General features: G+C 71.6%; 23 protein-coding genes. 16 read left to right on the top strand and 7 right to left on the bottom strand.

The genetic code is table 11. The features are described from left to right. Positions 1-11 precede the first annotated feature (11 nt). The 5 genes from imuA' to P5P86_RS14350 all read left to right on the top strand — a co-directional run bounded on the left by imuA' (position 12) and on the right by P5P86_RS14350 (position 7927). Positions 12-716, top strand: a complete 705-nt coding sequence (imuA', locus tag P5P86_RS14370; RefSeq protein ID WP_280608132.1) for a DnaE2-dependent mutagenesis accessory factor ImuA' — start codon at positions 12-14, stop codon at positions 714-716. After that, a complete protein-coding gene (locus P5P86_RS14365; protein WP_280608131.1) occupies positions 716-2239 on the top strand; it encodes a DNA polymerase Y family protein in 1524 nt (507 codons plus the stop codon). The genes imuA' and P5P86_RS14365 overlap by 1 nt, the downstream gene beginning before the upstream one ends. 108 nt (positions 2240-2347) lie before the next feature. Continuing rightward, on the top strand, positions 2348-5734 hold the full coding sequence (locus P5P86_RS14360) for an error-prone DNA polymerase (protein WP_280608130.1): 3387 nt from the start codon (positions 2348-2350) through the stop codon (positions 5732-5734). Positions 5735-5823: 89 nt separating this feature from the next. Then, a complete protein-coding gene (hemW, locus tag P5P86_RS14355) occupies positions 5824-7062 on the top strand; it encodes a radical SAM family heme chaperone HemW (protein ID WP_280608129.1) in 1239 nt (412 codons plus the stop codon). 19 nt (positions 7063-7081) lie between these two features. Next, positions 7082-7927, top strand: coding sequence for a DUF3097 domain-containing protein (locus tag P5P86_RS14350; RefSeq protein WP_280608128.1), 846 nt, complete (start codon positions 7082-7084; stop codon positions 7925-7927). Positions 7928-7969: 42 nt separating this feature from the next. On the opposite strand, the gene P5P86_RS14345 is transcribed toward P5P86_RS14350, so the two are convergent. Next, positions 7970-8665: a hypothetical protein gene (locus P5P86_RS14345; RefSeq protein ID WP_280608127.1), complete on the bottom strand. Its 696-nt coding sequence runs from the start codon at positions 8663-8665 to the stop codon at positions 7970-7972. A gap of 138 nt (positions 8666-8803) precedes the next feature. Here P5P86_RS14345 and hrcA point away from each other — a divergent pair, with 138 nt between their 5' ends. From hrcA to P5P86_RS14330, 3 genes are read left to right on the top strand one after another with little or no spacing between them, the layout of a single operon-like run. Then, the gene (hrcA, locus tag P5P86_RS14340; protein ID WP_280608126.1) at positions 8804-9847 is read left to right on the top strand and encodes a heat-inducible transcriptional repressor HrcA; all 1044 of its coding nucleotides are present in this window, start codon (positions 8804-8806) and stop codon (positions 9845-9847) included. A gap of 34 nt (positions 9848-9881) precedes the next feature. Next, a complete protein-coding gene (gene dnaJ, locus P5P86_RS14335) occupies positions 9882-11039 on the top strand; it encodes a molecular chaperone DnaJ (protein WP_280608125.1) in 1158 nt (385 codons plus the stop codon). A gap of 6 nt (positions 11040-11045) precedes the next feature. Continuing rightward, on the top strand, positions 11046-11786 hold the full coding sequence (locus P5P86_RS14330) for a 16S rRNA (uracil(1498)-N(3))-methyltransferase (protein ID WP_280608124.1): 741 nt from the start codon (positions 11046-11048) through the stop codon (positions 11784-11786). A 117-nt stretch (positions 11787-11903) separates the two neighbouring features. Here P5P86_RS14330 and P5P86_RS14325 read toward each other — a convergent pair whose 3' ends face one another. Continuing rightward, positions 11904-12437 (bottom strand): Gmad2 immunoglobulin-like domain-containing protein, encoded by a 534-nt coding sequence (locus P5P86_RS14325; RefSeq protein ID WP_280608123.1) that lies wholly within the window; start codon positions 12435-12437, stop codon positions 11904-11906. Between the two features lie 159 nt (positions 12438-12596). On the opposite strand from P5P86_RS14325, the gene P5P86_RS14320 reads away from it, so the two are divergent. The 4 genes from P5P86_RS14320 to P5P86_RS14305 are packed head-to-tail and all read left to right on the top strand — an operon-like array spanning position 12597 to position 15803. Further along, a complete protein-coding gene (locus P5P86_RS14320; protein WP_280608122.1) occupies positions 12597-13652 on the top strand; it encodes a PhoH family protein in 1056 nt (351 codons plus the stop codon). Beyond that, positions 13649-14143 (top strand): rRNA maturation RNase YbeY, encoded by a 495-nt coding sequence (gene ybeY, locus P5P86_RS14315; protein ID WP_280608121.1) that lies wholly within the window; start codon positions 13649-13651, stop codon positions 14141-14143. The genes P5P86_RS14320 and ybeY overlap by 4 nt, the downstream gene beginning before the upstream one ends. Before the next feature lie 15 nt (positions 14144-14158). Continuing rightward, entirely contained in the window at positions 14159-15448 is a 1290-nt protein-coding gene (locus P5P86_RS14310; RefSeq protein ID WP_280608120.1) for a hemolysin family protein, read from the top strand. Further along, the gene (locus tag P5P86_RS14305; protein ID WP_280608119.1) at positions 15429-15803 is read left to right on the top strand and encodes a cytidine deaminase-like protein; all 375 of its coding nucleotides are present in this window, start codon (positions 15429-15431) and stop codon (positions 15801-15803) included. The genes P5P86_RS14310 and P5P86_RS14305 overlap by 20 nt, the downstream gene beginning before the upstream one ends. A gap of 138 nt (positions 15804-15941) precedes the next feature. Here the strand turns inward: P5P86_RS14305 and P5P86_RS14300 are convergent, their stop codons facing one another. Beyond that, complete coding sequence (locus P5P86_RS14300; RefSeq protein ID WP_280608118.1) at positions 15942-16193, bottom strand: hypothetical protein; 252 nt, start codon at positions 16191-16193, stop codon at positions 15942-15944. A 112-nt stretch (positions 16194-16305) separates the two neighbouring features. Between P5P86_RS14300 and P5P86_RS14295 the strand changes: the two genes are divergently transcribed. From P5P86_RS14295 to era, 4 genes are all read left to right on the top strand, one after another. Next, the gene (locus P5P86_RS14295; RefSeq protein ID WP_280608117.1) at positions 16306-17676 is read left to right on the top strand and encodes an FAD-binding oxidoreductase; all 1371 of its coding nucleotides are present in this window, start codon (positions 16306-16308) and stop codon (positions 17674-17676) included. Next, on the top strand, positions 17673-18983 hold the full coding sequence (locus tag P5P86_RS14290) for a class I SAM-dependent methyltransferase (protein ID WP_280608116.1): 1311 nt from the start codon (positions 17673-17675) through the stop codon (positions 18981-18983). The genes P5P86_RS14295 and P5P86_RS14290 overlap by 4 nt, the downstream gene beginning before the upstream one ends. 109 nt (positions 18984-19092) lie before the next feature. Then, positions 19093-19890 (top strand): siderophore-interacting protein, encoded by a 798-nt coding sequence (locus tag P5P86_RS14285; protein ID WP_280608115.1) that lies wholly within the window; start codon positions 19093-19095, stop codon positions 19888-19890. Then, complete coding sequence (gene era, locus P5P86_RS14280) at positions 19887-20807, top strand: GTPase Era (protein ID WP_280608114.1); 921 nt, start codon at positions 19887-19889, stop codon at positions 20805-20807. Before P5P86_RS14285 ends, era begins: the two co-directional genes overlap by 4 nt. Positions 20808-20882: 75 nt before the next feature. Here the strand turns inward: era and P5P86_RS14275 are convergent, their stop codons facing one another. The 4 genes from P5P86_RS14275 to P5P86_RS14260 all read right to left on the bottom strand — a co-directional run bounded on the left by P5P86_RS14275 (position 20883) and on the right by P5P86_RS14260 (position 24425). Beyond that, complete coding sequence (locus P5P86_RS14275; RefSeq protein WP_280608113.1) at positions 20883-21740, bottom strand: septum formation family protein; 858 nt, start codon at positions 21738-21740, stop codon at positions 20883-20885. Next, complete coding sequence (locus P5P86_RS14270; protein WP_280608112.1) at positions 21737-22519, bottom strand: septum formation family protein; 783 nt, start codon at positions 22517-22519, stop codon at positions 21737-21739. Before P5P86_RS14270 ends, P5P86_RS14275 begins: the two co-directional genes overlap by 4 nt. A 67-nt stretch (positions 22520-22586) precedes the next feature. Beyond that, on the bottom strand, positions 22587-23432 hold the full coding sequence (locus tag P5P86_RS14265) for a sigma-70 family RNA polymerase sigma factor (RefSeq protein WP_280608110.1): 846 nt from the start codon (positions 23430-23432) through the stop codon (positions 22587-22589). A 135-nt stretch (positions 23433-23567) separates the two neighbouring features. After that, positions 23568-24425 (bottom strand): aldo/keto reductase, encoded by an 858-nt coding sequence (locus P5P86_RS14260; RefSeq protein WP_280608109.1) that lies wholly within the window; start codon positions 24423-24425, stop codon positions 23568-23570. Between the last annotated feature and the right edge of the window lie 23 nt (positions 24426-24448).

The following is a 24448-nucleotide window of genomic DNA, read 5'->3' as shown; positions in this document are numbered from 1 at the left end:
AACATAGAGGAGTGACAGCCGCACTCCTCACCCCCGATCCGCAGGCCGACCCTACGGCCGCGATCGCCCGGCTGCGCGAGCGCATGCGCGGGATGGAGGACGGGCTCGCCCGGCCCGAGCTCGATGCGCTTCCGGGGCTCTCCCAGGTGATCCGGCTGCGGGTGGGCGGCAGCTACCAGGTCGACAGCGCCAGTCTCGCGCTGGCGCTGATGGCCGGCCCCTCGCGTGGCGGCGCCTGGTGTGCGGCGGTGGGGCTGAGCGACTTCGGTGCCGAGGCCGCCGCGGAGCTGGGGGTGGTGCTCGAGCGCACCATCCTGGTCCCCGACCCGGGAGAGGCGTGGTTGGAGGCGACGGCGGCGCTGGTCGACGTGACCTCGCTGGTGCTGGTCAGGCCGACCGGGCGGGTGTCGGAGGCCGCCGCGGCCAAGCTCTCCGCCCGGTTGCGCAAGCGTGGTGCCGCCCTGGTCTCGCTCGGGGCCTGGCCGCGGGCCGAGGCATCGGTGAGCCTCGTCGAGCCCCAGTGGGTGGGCACCGGCCGGGGTGAGGGCCATCTGCGCTCGCGCCGGGTCGTGCTGGAGGTCCGCAGGGGTTCCGCTCCGCCACGTCGCACGGCACTGCTGTTCCCTGGGCCCGAGGGTGTCGTCGCTCCCGGGCCTGCCCGCTGGGCCGGCCGCGAGGTCGCGAGCCGTGCGGTCGAGAGCCGTGAGGTCGGCTGATGACCCAACGCACGCTCGTGGTGTGGTGCGCCGACTGGCCTGTCGTCGCCGCGTTGGCCGACCGCGACCTGCCCGGGCACCTGCCCGCAGCGGTCTTCGCCGCCAACATCGTGCAGGCCTGCAACGGCGCCGCCCGCGACTTCGGCGTGCGGCGAGGCATGCGGCGCCGTGATGCGCAGGCCCGCTGTCCCGAGCTGGTGGTGCTCGACGAGGTCCCGGAGCGCGACGTTCGGCGCTTCGAGCAGGTGCTGGCGGCGCTGGAGGAGCTGCGTCCAGGGGTCGCCCCGCTGCGCCCGGGCCTGGCGGCGTTGAGGTCACCGGGCCGGTTCTACGGGGGCGAGCCCGAGGCGGGGGCGGTGATCGCGGAGTGCCTGGTCCGGCTCGGAGTGCGCGACGTGCGCATCGGTATCGCCGACGAGCTCTTCACCGCCGAGCAGGCGGCCCGCTGCGCCGGCGTACAGGAGAGCTTCGTGGTGCCACCGGGGGAGTCGGGGGTGTTCCTGCGCACCCTGCCGGTCGACGTGCTCGACGAGCCCGAGGCGGTGAGCCTGCTCAAGCGGCTCGGGTTGCCGGGGCTGGGCGATCTGGCGGGGCTGTCCGCCGCCGACGTCGAGGCGCGCTTCGGCACCCGGGTGGCATGGGTGCACCGGGTTCTGCACGGCGGCGGCGCACGACCGCTGACGACCCGCACGCCGCCGCCGGAGCTGGTCTGCGAGGTCGACTTCGAGCCCGCCCTGGACTCCGCCGAGGCGGTCTGCTTCTCCGCCCGTCGGACGGCGGAGCGGTTCGTCGCCCAGCTCGCCACCCGTCAACTGGTCTGCACCGAGGTCCTGCTCGCCGTCGAGGCCGACGGTGCCCTCGCCTCGGAGCGGCGCTGGCTGCACCCGCGCTGGTTCGCCGCCACCGACCTGATCGATCGGTTGCACTGGCAGCTGGTCGGCTCGCTGCGGGTGGGCGACATCCGCTCGGCCATCACCCGGGTGCGGCTGGTCCCCGAGACGATGGTCCCCGAGGCCGACCATGCCGACGGCCTGTGGGGCGGGACCGATGCCAGGGTCGAGCGTGGCATCGCCCGGGTGCAGGGCATGCTCGGTCAGGAGGCGGTGGTGGCACCGGTGCTCCAGGGCGGCCGCGGTCCCGCCGACCGACAGGCGCTGGTGCCCTGGGGCGAGCGGGCCAGGGCGCTGCGGCCGCGTGGGCTGCCGTGGCCAGGATCGATTCCGCCGCCGGCACCGGCCCGGGTCTTCCTCGCGCCGTGGAGCGCCGACGTGCTCGATGCGACCGGGCGTCCGCTCGCGGTGCTGCCGCGTGGCCGGATGACCGGTGACCCGGCCCGGATCAAGCCCGGTGACGCCGAGGCCTGGCAGCCGGTCGCGTCCTGGGCGGGCCCCTGGCCGGTCGACGAGCAGTGGTGGGAGGGCGGCCGGACCCTGGTGCGGTTTCAGATGGTCGGCGTCGACGGCCGGGCCTGGCTGGTCGCCTTCGACGGCAGCGGCTGGATGACGGAGGCGGCTTATGACTGAGCAGGTCGGTTCGTCGAGGTATGCAGGCCGGCCGAGGCCTCCCGTGGCGGACTCCGCGAGGGAAGCGGCGGTTCGGCTGCCTGCCTCGACGAACCAGCAGGTCCGCTGATGGGCTGGAACAACCCCGCGATGCCCTGGAGGGAGCTGGAGCGCCGGCTCTCCGGCAAGCCGCCGCTGGATCCGCACGGCGATGCCCCGATCTCCCGTCGTCGCCGGCGCCCCGGTCGCATCGAGGTGCCCGAGCCGCAGGGCGAGGTGACGCCGTACGCCGAGCTGCACTGCCACTCCAACTTCAGCTTCCTCGACGGAGCCAGCGGCCCCGACGCCCTGGTCGTGGAGGCGCTGCGGCTGGGCCTGCACGGGCTCGCCCTGACCGACCACGACGGCTTCTACGGCGCGCCGCTGTTCGCTGAGACGGCCAGGGCGGCCGACAGCAGGATCAAGACGGTGTACGGCGCGGAGCTCTCCCTCAACCTGACCGGGCCGCAGAACGGCGTGCCCGACCCCGAGGGTGACCACCTGCTGCTCCTGGCCCGTGACGTGGACGGCTACCGTCGCCTCGCCGGAGCGATGACCGAGGCACACCTGCGCGGTGACGAGAAGGGCCGGCCGGTCTACGACCTCGACGAGCTGGTCGACCGTGGCCGGGGCAGCTGGGTGGCGCTGACCGGCTGCCGCAAGGGCTTCCGCAGCCGCGAGCGGATCGAGCGGCTGGTGGACTGGTTCGGTGCGGACGGTGTCGTCGTGGAGCTGACCGACCGGGGTCATCCGGGCGCCTCCGCCGAGAACGACCTCCTGGCCGGGCTGGCCGCCGAGCTCGGCCTGCCCGTGGTGGCGACCGGCAACGTCCACTACGCCGTCCCGCTGCGACACCGCCTCGCCGATGCCATGGCAGCGGTCCGGGCCCGGCGCAGCCTGACCGAGATGGACGGCTGGCTGCCGGGCCCCTCGGCGTACCTGCGCAGCGGGGCGGAGATGGCCCAGCGCTTCCGCCGCTACCCGGGTGCGGTGGCACGCAGCGTGGAGATCGCCGACGCCTGCGCCTTCGACCTGCGCAAGGCCAAGCCCGCGCTGCCCAAGCGTGGCATCCCCGAGGGGCACACCGCTGCCACCTGGCTGCGGGAGCTGACCGAGCGCGGCTTCGCCGAGCGCTACGCAGAGCCCTTCGCCCATGACCCAGCGTTCGTCGCGAGGGCGCGCGAGCGGGTGGAGAGCGAGCTGGACACCATCGAGCGCAAGGACTTCCCGGGCTACTTCGTCATCGTGCACGACATCGTCGCCTTCGCCCACAGCCGGCGGATCCTGTGCCAGGGGCGGGGGAGCGCGGCGGCCAGCGCTGTGTGCTACGCCCTGGGCATCACCGCGATCGACCCGGTCTTCTACGGCCTGCCGTTCGCCCGGTTCATCTCCGAGCATCGCGAGGAGGAGCCGGACATCGACGTCGACTTCGACTCCGACCGGCGCGAGGAGGTGATCCAGTGGGTCTACGACACCTACGGCCGGCGCAACGCCGCGCAGGTCGCCAACGTCGTCGGCTACCGGCCCAAGATGGCGGTCCGCGACGCCGCCAAGGCACTGGGCTACTCGCCCGGGCAGCAGGATGCCTGGTCCAAGGAGGTGCAGTCCTGGACCGAGGTCGACGGCGAGAGCCTGCCCGGCCCGGTCAAGGCCCTGGCCGAGGAGTTCCTGGGAGCGCCGCGCCACCTGGGCATCCACTCCGGCGGGATGGTGCTGACCGAGGAGCCGGTCGGTGAGGTGGTGCCGATCGAGCGGGCCCGGATGGACAGGCGCACCGTGCTGCAGTGGGACAAGGAGGGCTGCGAGTACATGGGGCTGGTGAAGTTCGACCTGCTCGGCTTGGGCATGCTGGCCGCGCTGGACCACATGATGCGGATGGCGGCCGAGCACTGCGAGGAGCACTGGACCCTGGCGAGCATCCCCAAGGAGGAGCCGGCGGTCTACGACATGCTCTGCCGGGCCGACTCGATCGGCGTCTTCCAGGTGGAGTCGCGTGCCCAGATCGGCACCCTGCCGCGGCTGCAGCCGCGCCGCTTCTACGACCTGGCGATCGAGATCGCCCTGATCCGGCCCGGCCCGATCCAGGGCGGTGCGGTGCATCCCTACGTACGCCGAGCGACCGGCAAGGACCCGGTCACCTTCGCCCACCCGCTGCTGGAGCCGCACGAGGTGCTCGGCCGCACCCGCGGGGTCCCCCTCTTCCAGGAGCAGCTGATGGAGATGGGTCGGATCCTGGGCGACTTCAGCGTGGACGACGCCGATCTGCTGCGCCGGGCGATGGGCTCCAAGCGAGGAGTGGAGCGGATCGAATCGCTCAAGGAGCGGCTCTACCGAGGGATGCGGGCCAAGGGCCTGGTCGGCGAGGTCGCCGATGCCATCTACGTCCAGATCCTCTCCTTCGCCAGCTTCGGCTTCGCCGAGTCCCACGCGCTCTCCTTCGCCAAGCTCGTCTACGCCTCCTCGTGGTTCAAGCTGCACTATCCGGCCGCGTTCCTGGCCGGTCTGTTGCGCGCCCAGCCGATGGGCTTCTACTCCGCACAGTCGCTGACCCAGGACGCCCGCCGGCACGGCGTGGAGGTGCTGCGGCCGTCACTGCTGCACTCGGCAGCGGTCGCCGATCTGGAGAGGCTCGCGGCGCCGGCTCGGCACACGTCGCCGAAGGACTCCTGCCTCCACGACTGCTCCGCGGAGCCCACCTCGTGGCTCCCCGGCACCCCTGACCCGACCCCTGAGCACCGCCGCGACGGCGACTACGCCGTCAGGCTCGGTCTCGACACGATCCGCGGCATCGGCAAGGAGGTGGCGGAGCGGATCGTGGCGGCTCGGGCCGAGCGGCCGTTCCGCGACCAGCTGGATCTCTCCCGCCGTGCCGGGCTGGAGCGTCCGCAGCTGGAGGCGCTGGCGACCGCGGGCGTCTTCGAGGAGGCGTTCGGGGGCCAGGACAGGCGGCAGGCGCTGTGGGCCGCCGGCTGGACCGAGCGAGCCGACCAGCTCGAGGGCATGGACCTCGCCGTACCCGCGCCGGAGCTGCCCGCGATGGTCCCGGTGGAGCTCACCCTGGCCGACCTGTGGGCGACCGGGATCTCCCCGGACGCGCATCCCTTCGAGCACGTTCGGGAGCGGTTGCGCGAGTACGGCATCCCCTCGATCGCCGACCTGGCGCGGCATCGGCCAGGTCGCACGCTCACCGTGGCGGGCCTGATCACCCACCGGCAGCGGCCGGGCACCGCCGGTGGGGTGACCTTCCTCAACCTCGAGGACGAGACCGGGATGCTCAACGTGGTCTGCACCCCCGACGTGTGGAAGCGCCACCGCAAGGTGGCGACCTCGGTCTCCACGATGCTGATCGAGGGGCGGTTGGAGCGGATGGACGGCGTCACCAACCTGGTCGCCACCCGACTCGGATCGCTCGCCCAGGTCTACCCCGAGGCGGCTCGGGCGCTCGCCCAGCGGCATCGCTCCCGCGACTTCCGCTGACGCCTGCGACGCAGTCTCGCCGCTGGCCGAGGTCCGGTCTCGAGCCCGGGAAAGCCCGGACTCGGCATGCACCGGGCGAGAATGGACCCATGCCCTCCACCCTGCCGCCCGGCGACCCGGCCCCCGCCGACGGCAACCTTCCGGACTCGGCCCTCGCCACCCTCGGGGAGAAGGGGTTCGGCTTCTACGTGCACGTGCCGTTCTGCACCGTGCGATGTGGCTACTGCGACTTCAACACCTACACCGCCACCGAGCTGGGGCCCGGTGTCTCCCGGCAGACCTACGCCGACCAGGCGATCGCGGAGATCCGCCAGGCCCGGGCGGTGCTGGGCGACGTCGACCGTAGCGTCGACACCATCTTCTTCGGCGGCGGCACGCCGACGCTGCTCCCGGCGCGCGACCTGACCCGGATCGTGGCGGCGATCCGGGAGGAGTTCACGCTGGCTGCCTATGTCGAGGTCACCACCGAGGCCAACCCCGACAGCGTGACGCTCCAGGACCTCGACGAGCTGCGAGCCGGCGGTTTCACCCGGCTCAGCTTCGGGATGCAGAGCTCGGTGCCGCACGTGCTCGCCGTACTCGACCGCACGCACGACCCGCTGCGCGTCCCCGACGTGGTGGCGTGGGCGCGAGCGGCCGGCTTCACCGCGGCCGAGAGCGGGGGCGTCAGCCTCGATCTGATCTACGGCACACCCGGCGAGACGATGGCCGACTGGGAGCGCTCGCTCGAGGATGCCCTCGCCTGCGCACCCGATCACGTCTCGGCGTACAGCCTCATCGTCGAGGACGGCACCGCCCTGGCCCGCCGGGTCCGCCGGGGCGAGCTGCCGATGCCGGACGAGGACGACTTCGCCGACAAGTACGTCGTGGCCGACGAGCGGCTGCGGGCGCACGGACTGGGCTGGTACGAGGTCTCCAACTGGGCGACCTCGCCGGAGCACCGCTGCCGGCACAACCTGCTCTACTGGCGCGGCGGCGACTGGTGGGGCGTCGGTCCGGGCGCGCACAGCCACGTCGGTGGGGTGCGGTGGTGGAACGTCAAGCACCCCGCCGCGTACGCCGACCGCATCCGCGCCGGTCTCAGCCCGGCCCACGGCCGTGAGGTCCTCGGCGCGGAGGACCGCCGGGTCGAGCGGCTGATGCTCGAGCTGCGGCTGCGCGAGGGGGTGCCGCTCGACGTCCTCGACGACGCGGGCCGAGCAGCGGTGCCCGACCAGGTCGCGCGCGGGCTGGTCACGCTCGAGCAGGGTCCGGGTGGCGGGCGGCTGACGCTCACCGATCCGGGCAGGTTGCTGGCCGACGGCGTGGTGCGCGAGTTGCTGCTGTGACTGTTGGGACAATCCCGACATGGTTGACCGCTACTCCACCGACGTACTCTCCACCGACTGGCGCGCGCCGAAGAACGGCCGCGCCGTTCCCGCTCCGGCGCAGCTGGGCGCAGTGGTCGAGGACGTGCAGAGCGACTTCGTCGGCGAGATCGTCGCCGTGGACCGCCAGCTGAACACCGTCACGCTGGAGGACCGCCGCAACAAGCGCCGGGTCTTCGAGCTCGGCCCCGGCTTCCTGCTCGAGGGCCGGCCGGTCATCCTCACCGCACCGATCGCCGCCGCCCAGAGCAGCGGACCCAAGCGCACCGCATCGGGATCCATCGCCGTGGAGGGCGCGAAGGCGCGGGTGGCTCGGCAGAGTCGGATCTTCGTCGAGGGCCGGCACGATGCCGAGCTCGTGGAGAAGGTCTGGGGCGACGACCTGCGCATCGAGGGCGTGGTGGTGGAGTACCTGGGCGGCGTGGACGACCTCGCCGACCACCTCAAGGACTTCCGTCCCGGCCCCGAGCGGCGCGTCGGGGTCCTGGTCGACCACCTCGTGCGCGGTTCCAAGGAGTCCCGGATCGCCGAGGCGATCATGCGCGGGCCCCATGGTGCCAGCGTGAAGATCGTCGGCCACCCGTTCATCGACATCTGGCAGGCGGTCAAGCCGGATCGTCTCGGTCTGCGGGCATGGCCGCAGATCCCGCGCTCGATCGAGTGGAAGAAGGGGACCTGCCAGCACCTCGGCTGGCCGCACCGCGACCAGGCCGACATCGCGCGCGCCTGGAAGCACATCCTGGGCAAGGTCACGACCTACGACGACCTGGAGCCCGCGCTGCTCGGTCGGGTGGAGGAGCTGATCGACTTCGTCACGGTGGGGTGACGTGGCCGCGACCACTCGACCTGCGGAAGGTGACGTCTCGGCCTAGCACAGCCGCGGGTGCAGCTGCTGCCGGAGCAGCGCGCCCAGCTCGGCGCTGGAGCGCGCGGGCTGGGGGAATGCCAGTGTCATCCGGTGGCCGCCGTCGGCCTCGACCCAGTCGAGCTCGGCGTCAGCGGCGCTGAGCGAGGCGAGCGAGACCGCGACGATCTCGGCCAGGTGCCTGCCCCGGCGGCCGGCGACGGCCTGGCGCAGCTCCTCCTGGTGCGCGCCGGTGGCGTGCTCGCACCAGCGCTGCAGGAGGCCGCGGTTGAGCTCCAGGTCGGGGGCCGCGAAGGCCGCCGTCGGCACCGTGACCCGCTCGCCGTCGAAGGTGAGCCTCACCGCGTCGACGTCCACCACGACCACGTCGCGCACCTCGCCGCAGCAGTTGCATCGCTCCGCGCCCGTACGCCGTAGCCGTCCTGCCAGGGCCAGGCTCGCGGCACGCTCCCGCGATCGTTCGGGCCCGAGACCGCTCGCCAGGGTGAGCACGCATCCTCGGCCCTGGACCGCGGCCCGCGAGAGCGTCGCACCGACGCGGCACGAGAGCGTCGGCACGCCGTCCGCGTCGCTCAGTGCGAGCCGCGGGTCGTCGGCGGTGGGATCGTCCACCCGCTCCACGACCAGGTCGATGCCGGCCGGGCACGACAGGATGCTGCGGGCGGTCTCGGCGACGCTGACCGAGCGGGTGGCTGCCATGGCTCCTCCTCATTTAGGTAAGGCTCACCTAACCACAAGCGACGAGGGCGACACAAGGGTCCGCGGCAGTGGTCCTGCTTCCGCCACGCGCTAGCATTGGCACTCACCGAAGTCGAGTGCCAGCGCGAAGGGGAGACGATGCAGAACGAGCGACGCCTCGACGTGCTCCGCGCGATCGTCGAGGACTACGTCGCCACCGAGGAGCCGGTCGGGTCCAAGGCCCTGGTCGAGCGGCACGGGCTGGGCGTCAGCCCGGCCACGGTCCGCAACGACATGGCGGCGCTGGAGGAGGAGGGCTACATCGCCCAGCCCCACACCAGCGCCGGCCGGGTGCCGACGGACAAGGGCTACCGGCTCTTCGTCGACAGGCTCACGACGGTCAAGCCGATGAGCGCCGCGGAGAAGCGCGCCATCTCCAGCTTCATGGAGGGGGCCGTCGACCTGGACGACGTCGTGCAGCGCTCGGTGCGGCTGCTCAGCCAGCTGACCCGCCAGGTCGCCGTCGTGCAGTACCCGACGCTGAGCCGCAGCACGGTGCGTCACGTCGAGCTCGTCGCGCTGGCGCCCACCCGGCTGCTGGTCGTGCTGATCCTCTCGACCGGACGGGTCGAGCAGCGCGTGGTGGAGCTGAGCGTCGCCATCGACGACGAGATGCTGGCTCGGCTGCGCGGCTCGATCAACGCAGCCGCCGGTGGCGAGGTCATCGCGGAGGCGGCGACCCGGTTGCGCGAGATCGCCGAGTGCGACGACCAGCCCGACGGCGACGGTGCCGGCACCGGCGACGGCGCCACCTCGGCTGTGGTCAACACCCTGCTGGAGGCGATGAGCGACCACCGCTCGGATCAGCGGGTGGCGGTCGGGGGAACGCGCAACCTGGCCCGCTTCGGCGACAGCTTCGACACCGCCGTACGCCCGCTGCTGGAGGCGCTGGAGGAGCACGTCGTGCTGCTCAAGCTGATGGGCGAGGCCACCGCCGGCGGCCTCGTGACCGTCCGCATCGGCGCCGAGGGACCCTACGAGGAGCTCTCCCGCACCAGCGTCGTGACGACCGGTTACGGGCCCCGGGACGACGCGCTCGCCTCGCTGGGCATCGTCGGCCCCACTCGCATGGACTACCCCGGGACGATGGCCGCCGTGCGCGCCGTCGCCCGCTACCTCAGCCGCATCCTCGACGAGGCCTGAGCCCCGTCGGCACCTGAAATCGGGAAGAGAACACGTGGATCCCTACGAGCTCCTCGGCGTCGACCGCGATGCGGACGACGCGACCATCAAGAAGGCCTACCGCAAGCTCGCGCGGCAGTACCACCCGGACGTCAACCCCGATCCGGCGGCGCAGGAGCGGTTCAAGGAGGTCTCGCACGCCTACGAGATCCTCTCCGACCCGCAGAAGCGGGCCGCGTTCGACCGTGGCGGCGACCCGTTCGGCGGCGGCTTCGGCGCCGCCGGCCAGGGCTTCTCCTTCACCGACATCATGGATGCCTTCTTCGGCGGAGCCGGGCAGGGCGGGGCGGCCAGCGGTCGTGGTCCCCGACCCCGCGTACGCCGCGGCCAGGACGCGCTGATCCGTCTCGACGTCGAGCTGGCCGAGGCGGCGTTCGGCGTCACCCGCGAGCTCAAGGTCGACACGGCCGTGGTCTGCGACACCTGCCACGGCGCCGGCTCGGCGGCCGGGACCCAGCCGAAGGTCTGCGAGACGTGTCGCGGTGCGGGCGAGGTCGCGCATGTGCAGCGCTCGTTCCTCGGTGAGATCCGCACCCTGCGCCCCTGCGCCGCATGCCGTGGCTTCGGAACGATCATCGTCGACCCGTGCCGCGACTGCGGCGGCGACGGCCGGGTGCGCTCCCGCCGTACGCTCACCGTCAAGATCCCTGCCGGCGTCGACACCGGCACCCGCGTCCAGCTCGCCGAGCAGGGCGAGGTCGGCCCCGGCGGCGGCCCGGCCGGCGATCTCTACGTCGAGATCAACGTCGCCCGGCACGAGACCTTCACCAGGCACGGCAACGACCTGCACTGCACCGTCACCATTCCGATGACGGCCGCAGCGCTCGGCACCACCATGTCGCTGCCGACCCTCGAGGCAGACCTGCCCGACGCCTCGCCCGAGGACTCCACCTTCGACCTGGAGATCAAGGCCGGCACCCAGTCGGGCACCGAGCAGGTGCTGCGCGAGCGTGGGGTCCCCGGTCTGCGCGGCGGCCGCGGCAGTCTGGTCGTGACCATCCACGTCGAGACCCCCACCCGACTCGACGGTGCTCAGGAGGAGCTGCTGCGGCAGCTCGCCGTGGCGCGCGGCGAGGAGCAGCCGGAGGGCCAGCTGCGTGCCTCCGGCAAGGGTGTCTTCGGTCGCTTCCGCGACGCGTTCAACGGTCGCTGAGTCCCGATGAGCCTGCCCGTCCACCTCGTGCCGGACCTGGCCGGCGTCGCCGTCGGCGACGAGGTCGGCGTGGACGGTGACGAGGCGCACCACGCCGTCGCCGTACGCCGCCTGCGGGTCGGCGAGCGGGTGGTCCTCACCGACGGCCGCGGGGTCTCGGCGACCGGTGCGGTGATCTCGACCGGCAAGCGTGTCTTCGCCGTCGGGGTCGAGGACGTGGCGCGCACCCAGCCGCCGTCGCCGACGGTGACGGTGGTGCAGGCGCTGCCGAAGGGGGAGCGCGGCGAGCTGGCCGTCGAGGTCCTCACCGAGATCGGCGCCGCCCGGATCGTGCCGTGGGCGGCCGCTCGCTCGGTCGCGGTCTGGAAGGGTGAGCGAGCGGAGAGGTCGCTGGCGAAGTGGCGGTCCACCGCCCGCGAGGCGGCCAAGCAGGCGCGTCGCTCCTGGTTCCCCGAGATCGCGCCGCTGGCCAGTACCGCCGAGGTGGTGGCGTCGGTCGGCGCCGCCACCACCGCCGTCGTGCTGCACGAGGACGGAGCCGGTCGGCTGGCCGAGGTGGAGCTGCCCGAGACCGGTGAGCTGCTGATCGTGGTCGGCCCCGAGGGCGGCCTCGACGCGGCCGAGCTCGCGGCGTTCGAGGCCGCCGGCGCGACGACCGTGCGGCTGGGTGCCGAGGTGCTGCGCACCTCGACAGCGGGCCTGGCGGCGGTCAGTGCCCTGCTGGCGCGGACGCCGCGCTGGGCCTGACGGCTCGCCGAGGTGGGCAGCCGGACCCGCGGTTCCCGCGGTGCCTGCCGCACGGGAACCGTCGGCTCGACTGCATCCCGTGCCGAACCGGCGGCCGCGACCGCCGGCCGCGGAACCTCACTTCTTGGTGAACGTGATCGTCGCCTCGGGCGGCTTCGTGCCCTCCTTGTCGGAGTCGTCGTCGACACGGGCGGTGAAGGTGTAGGTGCCCGGCTGCAGCGCCGAGACGTTCACCTCGGTCTTCCACGGGTAGGCCTTGTCGAGCCAGCCGTCAGCTGTCGCGCTCCCGGAGACGACCACCCCGTCGATGGGCGAGTCGACCTCCCACGGCACGTTCGCCTCGGGGGAGTTGGCGGTGCCCTGGACGCTCAACGTGTCGCCCACGGTCGTGCCGTTGGAGGGCGAGCTGATGCTGACCGAGGACGGCGCCGCGCCGTCGCTCGCCTGCGACGCGGTCGCGGCGGACGAGGGGTCGGCGGTGTCGGAGGCCATCTCGGTGGCGGAGCCGGTCGCGGTGCCCGAGGCGGCCGACGGAGCGGGATCGTCGGCGGTCGCGTTCGAGTCGGAGCCGCAGGCGACCACGCCGGTGAGCAGGAGGCCGCCCACGGCGAGCGCGACGGCGGTACGGCGACGGAACGGCAGCACTGTCATGGGACGAGACTACGCATGCGCGGCCGCTGGGAGGAGGAAGATCGCGGCCCGGCGCCGGATCGGGGAACATTGCAGGTGTGTCGCGCGGTTGAACTGCGTAGCATGAGCAGCGCCGATCGTGCGCCAACCGCGAAGGAGAGGGCCCGAGCAAGGGCATCCATGACTGACCAGCAACACGTCCAGGCCGAGCGCCGGCCCACCACCAAGCACACCGTCGTGGTGCCCAACAGCGTCGACATGGTCAGCGTGCTCGGCCCTGCCGACGAGCACCTCGGGATCATCGAGAGCCACTTCGACGCCGACGTCCACGTCCGCGGCAACCGGATCACCCTGCACGGTGAGCCCCACGAGATCGCGCTGATCGAGCGCGTCCTGGAGGAGCTGGTGCAGATCATCCGCACCGGCCAGGGCGTCAGCGGCGAGACGGTCGAGCGGGTCATCAGCATGCTGCGGATGGAGACCACCGAGAAGCCTGCCGACGTACTCTCGCTCAACATCCTCAGCAACCGCGGGCGGTCGATCCGCCCCAAGACGCTGAACCAGAAGCGCTACGTCGACGCCATCGACAAGCACACCGTCACGTTCGGCATCGGTCCGGCCGGCACGGGCAAGACCTACCTCGCGATGGCCAAGGCGGTGCAGGCGCTGCAGGCCAAGCAGGTCAACCGCATCATCCTGACCCGGCCGGCGGTCGAGTCCGGTGAGCGCCTGGGCTTCCTGCCCGGCACGCTGACCGAGAAGATCGATCCCTACATGCGCCCGCTCTACGACGCCTTGCACGACATGCTGGACCCGGAGCTGGTGCCCAAGCTGATGGCTGCCGGGACGATCGAGATCGCGCCGCTGGCCTACATGCGGGGCCGCACGCTCAACGACGCGTTCATCATCCTCGACGAGGCGCAGAACACCACCCCCGAGCAGATGAAGATGTTCCTGACCCGCCTCGGGTTCGGCTCCAAGATCGTCGTGACGGGCGACGTGTCCCAGGTCGACCTGCCCACGGGGCAGCGATCGGGACTGCGGGTGGTCGAGGAGATCCTGGCCGAGGTCGAGGATCTCAGCTTCAACCGGCTCACCAGCCACGACGTCGTCCGGCACCGCCTGGTCGGCAAGATCGTCGCCGCCTACGACGACTACGATGCCCGCGGCGAGCAGCAGGCCGCCGACAGCGCTCGTACGGCGAGGGCCGCGCACACCAAGAGGGGCGAGAAGTGAGCATCGAGGTCCTCGACGAGTCCGGCTACGACCTGGACGTCGACCACCTCGCCAGGCTGGCCCGCTTCGTGATGGACAGCATGCGCGTGCACCCGCAGGCCGAGCTGTGCATCAAGGCCGTCGACGAGGCGACCATCACCGAGCTCAACGAGCAGTGGATGGAGAAGGAGGGCCCGACCGACGTCCTGGCGTTCCCGATGGACGAGCTGCGGCCCGGGCTGATCGACGAGGAGCCCGAGGAGGGTGTCCTGGGCGACCTGATGATCGCCCCCAGCGTCGCCGAGCGGCAGGGCGAGTCCTCGGGGCACGGCCTGGTGGCCGAGCTGGAGCTGCTCACCACGCACGGCATCCTGCACCTGCTGGGTTACGACCACGCGGAGCCCGACGAGCACCGCGAGATGTTCACCCTCCAGGCCGAGCTGCTGCGGGAGTTCGGCTCGCAGGCGCAGCCGCCGTCGGCGGACTTCGCCGTCGGCAACCCCGGCCACTGACGCGCTCCGGCATCCATGGGTGAGGTCTGGCTGGTCGTCGCGGCCATCGTCCTGGTCGTGCTGGCCGGGCTGTTCTCGGCCGCCGATGCGGCGCTCGCCTCCTTCTCGCACGCCCGTGCCGAGGAACTGCTGGAGGAGCGTCGCGCCGGCGCCAAGCGGCTGGAGGCGCTGGTCGCCGACCCGCCGCGCTACCTCAACACGGTGCTGCTGCTGCGGCTGCTGTGCGAGATCTCGGCGACGGTGATCGTCGCGCTGCTGGTGCGGCACTGGTACGGCGACACCGGCCCGGCGACGTACGTCACCGCCATCGCGGCGATGCTGGTGATCTCCTTCGTGGCGATCGGCGTCGCGCCGCGCACCGTCGGCCGCCAGCACAACGAGCGTGTCGCGCTGCTCGCCGCCGCGCCCCTCGTGGCGTTGACCAGCGTGCTGGGGCCGATCCCGCAGCTGTTGATCCTCGTCGGCAACGCGCTGACGCCGGGGCGCGGCTTCCGGGAGGGTCCGTTCTCGACCGAGACCGAGCTGCGCGAGCTCGTCGACCTGGCCGAGGCGTCCAACGTGATCGAGGGCGACGAGCGCACCATGATCCACTCGGTGCTCGAGCTCGGGGACACGGTGGCGCGCGAGGTGATGGTGCCGCGCGGCGACGTGGTCTTCGTGGAGCGGCACAAGAACATCCGCCAGACCCTCTCGCTCTTCCTGCGCAGCGGCTTCTCCCGGATGCCGGTCATCGACGAGAGCCTGGACAACATCGTGGGCATGGCCTACCTCAAGGACGTCGTCCGGCGCGACTTCGAGGAGCCCGAGGTGGAGTTCACCCAGCGGGTCGACGAGCTGATGCGGCCGGTGATGTGGGTGCCCGAGTCCAAGCCGGTCGATGACCTGTTGGCCGAGATGCAGCAGCGTCGCCAGCACGTGGCAGTCGTCGTCGACGAGTACGGCGGCACCGCCGGCGTGATCACCATCGAGGACATCCTGGAGGAGATCGTCGGCGAGATCACCGACGAGTACGACGTGGACGTCCACGAGCCGGTCCAGCTGGAGGACGGCTCGTGGAGGGTGCCGGCGCGGTTCCTCGTCGACGACCTGGAGGAGCTGATCGGCTTCGACGTCGAGGAGGAGGACGTCGACTCCGTCGGCGGACTGCTCGCCAAGCACCTGGGCGTGGTGCCCATCCCCGGATCGCAGGTGGAGGCCCACGGCCTGCGATTCACCGCCGAACAGACCGCCGGTCGCCGCAACAAGCTCGGCACCGTGCGGATCACCCCCGTGGAGGAGGAGTCCGATGACCGAGCCGACGCCTGAGAGCGCCGCCACGCCGACCGAGCTCAGCGCCGAGGACCGCAAGCTGGTGACCCTGGCGCGCGCCACCCGGGCCCGCACCGGTGCCGCCGAAGGCGCCGCGGTGCGCGACACCGACGGCCGCACGTACGCCGCCGCGACCGTGGCGCTGCCCTCGTTGCAGGTCTCCGCTGTCGGCGTCTGCGTGGCGATGGCTGTCGCCTCGGGCTCGAGGGGCCTGGAGGCCGTCGTGCTGCTCACCGACGCCGGTTCGGTCAGCGACGGTGACCTGGCGGCGGTGCGCGAGTTCGCCGGTGCCGACGTGCCGGTGCTGGTGGGGGATCCGCGGGGCGCCGTAGGCGGGTCAACCGCCTCGTGACGGTTTTGACCCCCAGGGGTCGAAACCGCAGGTTGTCGGGCGAAGCTTTGGCCAACAACGTTCGGTTCTGACCCCCAGGGGTCAAAACCGACGCCGGGCAGGTTCTGACCCCCAGGGGTCAAAACCGACGCCCGACACCTACTCCAGCGGCAGCGTGCCCAGCTCGATCGTCAGGTGGATGCCGTCGTCGTCGCGGTAGGCGGTCAGACCGGTCATGGTGGCCATGTCGACCTTCTTCTCCCGCATGTGCTCCAGCAGCTGGGCGAGCCCCAGGGCGAGGCGGGCCTGGGTCACGGGCTTGCTGCGCCACTTGACCTGGTTGGCCTCGAAGTACGGGGCTGCCTTCTCGGCGAGATTGGCGATGGCGTCGCGCTCGGCGGCAGTGGACATGGGGGTCCTTCGATGAATGGGGGTGGGTGGGGCTCGGCCGAAGTTTATCCGGGACAGCCGCTCGATCCGACCCCGATCGGCAGCGACCGGACGCAGGAGTAGGTTTACGCTCGTGACCATTCCCTGGGCGCAGCACGAAGCGGCTGTCGATCGGCTCAAGGCGTCGTACGCCGCCATCCCGGCGGGCGCGCCGGTGCGGTTGGCCAAGCGCACCACGAACCTGTTCCGCGCGCGCTCGGCCAGCAACGCCCCGGGTCTGGACGTCAGCGGCCTGACCGGCGTCATCGCCGTCGACCCCCAGGCGCAGACGGCCGATGTCCAAGGCATGTGCACCTACGAGGACCTGGTCGACGCGACCCTGCCGCACGGCCTGATCCCCTACGTCGTGCCGCAGCTGCGCACCATCACCCTCGGCGGCGCCGTGACCGGCCTGGGCATCGAGTCGACCAGCTTCCGCAACGGGCTGCCGCACGAGTCGGTGCTGGAGATGGACGTCTTCACCGGCGCGGGCGAGGTCGTCACGACGCGGCCGGGCGAGGAGCTGTTCGACACCTTCCCGAACTCCTACGGCTCGCTCGGGTACGCCACCAGGCTCCGGATCAAGCTGGAGAAGGTGCCGGGCTACGTCGCCCTGCGCCACCTGCGCTTCGACGATGCCGAGGTGATGGCCAAGACCATCGGCGCCATCGCCGAGTCCCGCGAGTACGACGGCCAGCAGGTCGACGGCCTCGACGGCGTCGCCTTCGCGCCGGGGGAGTACTACCTGACCCTGGCCCGCTTCACCGACCAGGCCGGGCCGACCAGCGACTACCACTCCGGTCAGGCGGTCTTCTACAAGTCGATCCAGCACCGGGCCGCGTCGGGCTCGGGGACCGACATGCTGACGATGTACGACTACCTCTGGCGCTGGGACACCGACTGGTTCTGGTGCTCCGGCGCCTTCGGGGCGCAGAACCCTCGCATCCGCCGGTTCTGGCCGGAGCGCTTCCGCCGCAGCGACGTCTACATGAAGCTGCTCGGCCTCGACCGGCGCTTCGACATCGCCGACCGGTTGGACCGCCGCGCGGGCCGGCCACTGCGCGAGCGGGTCGTGCAGGACATCGAGGTGCCGCTGGAGAACATCGGCGCCTTCCTGTCGTGGTTCGACGCCGAGATCGGGATGCGGCCGGTGTGGCTGTGTCCGCTGGTCGCGAGCAGGGCGTGGCCGTCGTACCCGTTGGCGCCGGGCCGTGTCTACGTCAATGCCGGGTTCTGGGGCACCGTCCACGTCGGCCCCGAGGCGGTCGACGCGCCGAAGAACCGCGCCATCGAGGCGAAGGTGCACGAGCTCGACGGTCACAAGAGCCTCTACTCGGAGGCCTTCTACGACGAGGCGACGTTCAACGCCCTGTACGACGGCGAGAACCTCGCCCGGGTGAAGGCGATCTTCGACCCGGGCAACCGAATGACCAATCTCTACGACAAGGTGGTGAGGCGACGATGAGCAAGCGGGGTATCGCGGAGATCATCGACGGATTCTTCGACGGCGGTCTTCCGATCAAGCTCTCGGCGTACGACGGCTCGGTGGCCGGCGACACGACGTCGAGCTACGGCATGCGGATCCTCAACAAGCGCGGGCTCGCCTACATCCTGACCGCCTCCGGGGACCTGGGCCTGGCGCGCGCCTACGTCAGCGGCGACCTCGAGATCGAGGGGACGCACCCGGGTGACCCCTACCCGCTCCTGAAGCTGATCGTCGGCAGTACCGACTTCGCCCGGCCGAGCGTGACCGAGCTCGCCTCGATCGTCCAGACGCTCGGCATCGGCAGCTTCGTGCCGCCCAAGCCGCCCGCTCACGAGCACCTGCCGGCCTGGCGCACCGCGGTGGAGGGCATCCGTTCGGCCGGTCTCAAGGCGCTCAAGCGGCACACGCATGAGCGCGACGCGGAGGCCATCCACCACCACTACGACGTGTCCAACACGTTCTACGAGTACGTGCTGGGGCCCTCGATGGCCTACACCTGCGCCGTCTTCCCCTCCGACGAGGCCACCCTCGAGGAGGCGCAGGCGGAGAAGTTCGACCTGATCTGCCGCAAGCTGGGGCTCAAGGCCGGCGACCGGCTGCTCGACGTCGGCTGCGGTTGGGGCTCGATGGTCCGCCACGCCGCGAAGCACTACGGCGTCAAGGCCCTCGGCGTCACGCTCTCCCGCGAGCAGGCCGACTGGGCGGGTGAGGCGATCAAGCGCGACGGTCTCGACGACATCGCCGAGGTCCGCTTCTCCGACTACCGCGACGTGGTGGAGAAGGACTTCGATGCGATCAGCTCGATCGGCATGACCGAGCACATCGGCGTGGCGAACTACCCGTCGTACTTCGGCTTCCTGCGCGGGCTGCTCAAGGACGACGGCCGCCTGCTCAACCACACGATCACGCGCAACGACAACACCAACAACGGTCCTGCCGGTGCCTTCATCGACCGCTACGTCTTCCCCGACGGCGAGCTGGCCGGCTCGGGCACGATCGTCGCCGCGGCCGAGGACGCCGGGTTCGAGCTGCAGCACCACGAGAACTTCCGCCGTCACTACGCGCGGACGCTGACGGGCTGGAACAAGAACCTGGTGGACAACTGGGACGCGTGCGTCGCCGAGACAGACCTCGGCACCGCCAAGGTCTGGGGCCTGTACATGGCCGGCTCGCGGGTGGGCTTCGAGCACAACGAGATCCAGCTGCACCACACCCTATTCACCAAGACGGTGGACGGCCGCACGAGCTACCCGATGCGGCACGACTTCCGCCCGGTCGAGCTCTGAGCCATCCGGCGCGTCGGCCGGGTCCGTCGAGGCGACTCGACGGGCCCGGTGGACGGCCCGAGCTTCGGCGACCGCGGCGCGGGGGCACCCAGGCCCTAGGCTTGCCCCGATGAGCACGCGGGCCCGAACCTACGAGGCGCAGGTGCTGCGCCGTGAGCAGCTGAGCGACCACTTCGTCCGGGTGGTCCTGGGCGGGGAGGGGCTCGGCGGCTTCGTCTCCACCGGCATCCCCGACGAGTGGGTGGGTCTGGTGGTCCCCGGACAGTTCCAGAGTCGCTACTACACGGTGCGTGGCTGGGACGGCGCCGAGCTGACGCTCGACATCGTCGTGCACGAGGTCGGGCTGGTGACCGAGTGGGCGCGTCTGGAGGGCGAGAGCATCGTCGGCCAGACGGTGACGGTGACCGAGCCCAAGGGCTCCTTCGCGCTGCCGGCGGAAGCTGGGTGGCTGTTGCTGGTCGGCGACCTCACGGCGCTGCCGGCGATCGCCCGGATCGCCGAGTCGACGACGCTGCCGACCCGGTTGTGGGTGGAGGCGCCCGACCGCGTCGAGGAGTACCTGCCCGCGGGCACCGACGTACGGTGGTCGAGGCCGCCGGGCGACGGCGCCTCCTCGCTGGCAGCGGTGGTGGAGGGCATCGACTGGCCCGCCGGCGACGGCTACTTCTGGATGGCCGGCGAGTCCTCCCAGATGCGCGCGATCCGCAAGCACCTGATGCGCGAGGTGAAGCTGCCCTCGACGGCGTACGACGTGATGGGCTACTGGCGCGGTGGTGCGCTCAGGCAGCCGCGTGCGGTGGACCCGGGCCCGATCTACCGGGCCGGCAAGGCGGCGGGCAAGTCGGACGAGGAGATCTGGGCGGACTACGACCAGGCAGCAGGCCACCAGGCTGAGGAGCAGCAGTGAGCACGTATCGCAGTGGATTCGCCTCCTTCGTGGGGCGCCCCAACGCCGGCAAGTCGACGCTGACCAACGCGCTGGTCGGCCGCAAGGTGGCGATCACCTCGGACAAGCCGCAGACCACCCGGACGGTGGTGCGCGGCATCGTGCATCGCGAGGACGGCCAGCTCATCCTGGTCGACACACCCGGGCTGCACCGGCCACGCACCCTGCTGGGCGAGCGGCTCAACGACCTGGTCGAGGCGACCTGGACCGAGGTCGACGTGGTCGCGATGTGCTTCCCCGCGAACGAGAAGGTGGGCCCCGGTGACAAGCACATCGCCGCCAACCTGGCGAAGCTGAAGAAGAGCATCGTCAAGGTGGCGGTGGTGACCAAGACCGACCTGGCCGGGCCGGACCGGATCGCCGAGCACCTCCTCGACATCGCGGCGCTGGGCGTGGAGATCGGCATCGAGTGGGCCGAGATCGTGCCGGTCTCCAGCGTCAACGGTGACCAGGTCGCCCTGCTCGCCGACCTGCTGCTGGCTCGGTTGCCGGAGGGGCCGCCGCTCTATCCCGAGGGTGAGCTCACCGACAGCCCGGACGAGATCCTGGTCGCCGAGCTGATCCGCGAGGCGGCGCTCGACGGCGTCCGGGACGAGTTGCCGCACTCGATCGCGGTGGTGGTCGAGGAGATGGGCATGCGCGAGGGCCGGCCCGATGACAAGCCGCTGCTCGACGTCCACGCCAACCTCTACGTCGAGCGCGACTCCCAGAAGGGCATCGTGATCGGGCACAAGGGCAGCCGGCTCAAGGACGTCGGCAAGCGCGCGCGGCTGCAGATCGCCGAGCTCCTCGGCGTACCGGTCTACCTCGACCTCCACGTGAAGATCGCCAAGGACTGGCAGCGCGATCCCCGGCAGCTGCGCAAGCTCGGCTTCTAGCGCCGAGACGTCAGGTATCGCGGGTCGAGTGTCCAGCCTCCTGGACACTCGACCTCCCAAATGTGACGTCTCGACCTAGGCGGAGGGTGCCCAGCAGATGCCGTAGGTCTGACCGGCCTTCCACTGCTCCGCGGTCGGCCACTCGTAGCCCCAGCGGTAGTTGAGGGCGTCGGAGGCGACCGCCTGCCCGGCCTGCTGGCAGGGCTTCTGGCCGGCCTCCTTGACCGCCGCCTCGCCCGGGTAGTCCCCGGCCGGGAGGTCGATCGTCTTGAGCGCCTTCCAGGAGTGCTTGGCGCGGCAGGGGACCCGATGGAAGCCGGCGGTGCCCGGCTGCGCGGTGCCGCACATCGCCCAGTCGCCGGCACGGGCGGAGCCGAGCACGCCCTTGAGCGAGCCCCTCATCGACGCCAGCTGCTGGTCGCCGTCGAGGGCTATCACGTCGCAGCGGTACCAGTCCGCGCCGGTCGAGGCCTGGGCGACGGTCGGGGTGAACCAGACGCCACGCAGCATGCTCAGCCGCAGCCTCTCCCGATCCCCACCAAGGTACGCCGGAAGCGCCGCGGGGCACCTCTTCGCAACCTGCGCCTGCACGCGGGCGGAGTCGACGGCGGTGAGGTGGCCGTCGATGGCGGTCGACAGCGTGCCGACGGCGTAGGTCTGGGCGGTGTGCGTACCGCTGCACGGCACGGCTGTCTCACCCGCCGGCAGGGTCGGTGCGACGGCCTGCTGGTAGGTCAGGGTGCTGCAGCCCGAGGCTGCCGGGCGCGGCACGGCGGAGGCCACCGGCGGTGGCGCCGAGGAAGCCGGCGCCTTCGGTCGGGCGCTGCTGCTGCCGCCGCAGCCGCTGAGCACGACCGCCAGCATCACGGTGAGGACGGCCGCGAGGGCGGCAGCGCCCGGCGCCGCACCGACGCGGGTAGGCATCCGGGTCATGTCGTGGTCCTCGCCCAGCACACCGACCGCCGGTTGCCGGCCTGCCACTCCTGGGCGCCGAACCAGGTGTAGCCGAAGTCGTAGCTCGCCGGGTAGCCGAGCCAGGCGTCGATCGACTCGGCGCAGTAGGACTTGGTCTTGGCCTTCGCGGCGGCGTCGCCCGGATAGGACGCGTCGGCCTCGCCGAGCTTGATCGTGGTCGCGGCGCGCCAGTCGTGCGACATCGAGCACGGCACCTTCGTCCCGGTGTCCACCGACCTGCCCCGGGCGCAGGCCATCCAGTGGTCGTCGCCGCGGCCACCGAGCAGGCCCTTGGTGCTGGTCGGCAGGTCGACGTACTCGTGCTGGGTGGCGGATCCGCCGAGCACGTCGCAGCGGTACCACCGGGCGCCGGCCGACCAGGCGTCCTGGCTCGGCCTGAACCACACCCAGGTGAGCAGCGACCGCATCGCCGTGCTCTCGTCGGTGCCGAGATGGATCGGGAACGCCGTCGCGCAGGTGGCATAGGCCCAGGTGTCGAGGGCGGGGTCGTCCCAGGCCGCCTTCGCGAACCGGGTCGGCAACGCACCCACGGCGAACGTCTCGGCGTCGTGGGTCTCGCTGCACGCGACCGGGGCGGTGCTGTTGCTCTTGTCGGCGACCTGCGCGCTGGTCAGCATCCGGCACACGCCTGTCGCAGGCGGGGTGGTGGACGCCGAGGCACCGTGCGCTCCGCTCGCGCTGTCGCACGCGGTGGCCGTCAGCACGACGGCGGCGACGAGGGCGAGCAGGCGGATCACGGGGCCCAAGGCTAGTGGTCGGGCGAAGCGCCTCGAAACGGGCGCCGGACCGGGCGCGCCCGTCGGCTCAGGCGGCCTCGGTGCCCAGGGCGCTGCGCAGGTCGCGCAGGATGCGGGTCAGCAGCCGGGAGACCTGCATCTGGGTCACGCCGAGCTCGGCGCCGATCTCCTCCTGGGTCTGGTCCTCGAAGAACCGCAGGTAGATGATCCGCCGGTCGCGCTCGGGCAGCTCCTTGATCACCGGCGCCAGCGCGGTGCGCGCCTCGGCGGCGTCCAGGGCGCGTACGTCGCCGGCATCGTCGGGGAGCAGCTCGCCCACGGTCGCCGCGCCGTCGTGGGAGACCGGCTGGTCGAGCGAGGTGGGGGTGAAGCAGCCGAAGGCGACGATGGCCTCGTCGTACTCGGCGGGGGTGATGTGCATCGTGTCCTGGATCTGCCCGTCGGTAGGCTCGTGGCCGAGCTCCTGGGTGAGGTCCTCGATGCAGCGGTTGACCCGCCACTGCAGCTCTTGGACGCGGCGCGGCGGCCGTACGGTCCAGCTGTGATCGCGGAAGTGGCGCTGCAACTCGCCGCGGATGGTCGGGACCGCGTAGGTCAGCAGGTCCTTGCCGAGCGTCGGGTCGAATCGGTAGACGGCCTTCACCAGCCCCTCGTAGGCGGCCTGGTGCAGATCCTCCATCGGGACACCGCGGCGGCGGTAGCGCGAGGCGACGGCCTCGGCCACGCCCCGGTTCACCAGCACGACACCGTCGAGCAGGGCGCGTCGCTCGTCCTCGTCATCGGTCGCATGCGCGTCGCGCAGCAGGGCCTCGGTGGTGCTGGCCCGGGCGGCGCGGCTGACACCGCGGTCGCCGTCGAGCCGGGGCCCGGTGCGCTCAGCCGATCGGCGGGAACGCGTGGTCGATGCTGCCATGTCCAGCCTCCATCCCGAGTAGGCGGTGGTCGTGCAGTTCCCTTCGAACCTAGCCCATACCCGGCCCGGCGCAACCCCTGCGGGAGCCGCGGGAGTGTCGCGCCGGGCGGGTCGGACGGGTCGGACGGGCAGGGATCAGACCGCTGCCTCGAGGGCGGCGTACTCCTCGTCGGTGAGCTGCAGCGCCGCCGCGGCGAGGTTGTCCTCCAGGTGGGCGACGCTCGAGGTGCCGGGGATCGGCAGCATCACCGGCGAGCGGCGCAGCAGCCAGGCCAGCGCGAGCTGCGAGGGCGAGGCGCCCTTGTCCGCGGCGATCGAGGCGAGCGGGCTGCCCTCCTTGGACAGCTCGCCGGTGGCCAGCGGGAACCACGGGATGAATCCGATGCCGTGGGCCTCGGCGTGGTCGAGCAGCTTCTCGGCGGAGCGGTTCGCCAGGTTGTAGAGGTTCTGCACGGTCGCGATCGTGGCTACCTTGGAGGCCGCCTCGACGTCCTCCACCGAGACCTCGGAGAGGCCGATGTGGCGGATCTTGCCCTCCTGCTGCAGCTTGGCCAGCTCGCCGACCTGGTCCTCGAGCGGCACCTCGGGGTCGATGCGGTGCAGCTGGAAGAGACCGATCTGCTCGACGCCCAGGTTGCGCAGCGAGAGCTCCGCCTGCTGACGCAGGTAGGCCGGACGACCGACGGGCGTCCAGACGTTCGGACCCTGGCGGGTCAGGCCCGCCTTGGTCGCGATCACGATGTCGTCGGCGTACGGCGCCAGCGCCTTCTTGATCAGCTGCTCGGCGACGACAGGGCCGTAGGAATCGGCGGTGTCGATGAAGTTCACGCCGAGCTCGACCGCTCGGCGCAGCACCCGCACCGCCTCGTCCGGGTCCTTGGGGTCGCCCCACACGCCCGGTCCGGTGAGCTGCATCGAGCCGAAGCCGAGGCGGTTGACGGTCAGATCGCCGATGGTGAAGGTGCCACTGGCGGCAACGGGAGTGGTGGTCATGACGCTGCTCCTTCGAAGAGATG

This window comes from Nocardioides sp. BP30 (assembly GCF_029873215.1).
Lineage (GTDB): Bacteria > Actinomycetota > Actinomycetes > Propionibacteriales > Nocardioidaceae > Nocardioides.
This window is presented reverse-complemented; position numbering and strand designations above follow the sequence as displayed.

What these genes read in the sequence shown, in the direction of transcription:
- P5P86_RS14365 (WP_280608131.1), top strand. Translation starts at nt 716, where the DNA reads ATGACCCAACGCACGCTCGTGGTGTGGTGCGCCGACTGGCCTGTCGTC.
- P5P86_RS14360 (WP_280608130.1), top strand. Translation starts at nt 2,348, where the DNA reads ATGGGCTGGAACAACCCCGCGATGCCCTGGAGGGAGCTGGAGCGCCGG.
- hemW (WP_280608129.1), top strand. Translation starts at nt 5,824, where the DNA reads ATGCCCTCCACCCTGCCGCCCGGCGACCCGGCCCCCGCCGACGGCAAC.
- P5P86_RS14350 (WP_280608128.1), top strand. Translation starts at nt 7,082, where the DNA reads ATGGTTGACCGCTACTCCACCGACGTACTCTCCACCGACTGGCGCGCG.
- P5P86_RS14345 (WP_280608127.1), bottom strand. Translation starts at nt 8,665, where the DNA reads ATGGCAGCCACCCGCTCGGTCAGCGTCGCCGAGACCGCCCGCAGCATC.
- hrcA (WP_280608126.1), top strand. Translation starts at nt 8,804, where the DNA reads ATGCAGAACGAGCGACGCCTCGACGTGCTCCGCGCGATCGTCGAGGAC.
- P5P86_RS14330 (WP_280608124.1), top strand. Translation starts at nt 11,046, where the DNA reads ATGAGCCTGCCCGTCCACCTCGTGCCGGACCTGGCCGGCGTCGCCGTC.
- P5P86_RS14325 (WP_280608123.1), bottom strand. Translation starts at nt 12,437, where the DNA reads ATGACAGTGCTGCCGTTCCGTCGCCGTACCGCCGTCGCGCTCGCCGTG.
- P5P86_RS14320 (WP_280608122.1), top strand. Translation starts at nt 12,597, where the DNA reads ATGACTGACCAGCAACACGTCCAGGCCGAGCGCCGGCCCACCACCAAG.
- P5P86_RS14310 (WP_280608120.1), top strand. Translation starts at nt 14,159, where the DNA reads ATGGGTGAGGTCTGGCTGGTCGTCGCGGCCATCGTCCTGGTCGTGCTG.
- P5P86_RS14305 (WP_280608119.1), top strand. Translation starts at nt 15,429, where the DNA reads ATGACCGAGCCGACGCCTGAGAGCGCCGCCACGCCGACCGAGCTCAGC.
- P5P86_RS14300 (WP_280608118.1), bottom strand. Translation starts at nt 16,193, where the DNA reads ATGTCCACTGCCGCCGAGCGCGACGCCATCGCCAATCTCGCCGAGAAG.
- P5P86_RS14290 (WP_280608116.1), top strand. Translation starts at nt 17,673, where the DNA reads ATGAGCAAGCGGGGTATCGCGGAGATCATCGACGGATTCTTCGACGGC.
- P5P86_RS14285 (WP_280608115.1), top strand. Translation starts at nt 19,093, where the DNA reads ATGAGCACGCGGGCCCGAACCTACGAGGCGCAGGTGCTGCGCCGTGAG.
- P5P86_RS14275 (WP_280608113.1), bottom strand. Translation starts at nt 21,740, where the DNA reads ATGACCCGGATGCCTACCCGCGTCGGTGCGGCGCCGGGCGCTGCCGCC.
- P5P86_RS14265 (WP_280608110.1), bottom strand. Translation starts at nt 23,432, where the DNA reads ATGGCAGCATCGACCACGCGTTCCCGCCGATCGGCTGAGCGCACCGGG.
- P5P86_RS14260 (WP_280608109.1), bottom strand. Translation starts at nt 24,425, where the DNA reads ATGACCACCACTCCCGTTGCCGCCAGTGGCACCTTCACCATCGGCGAT.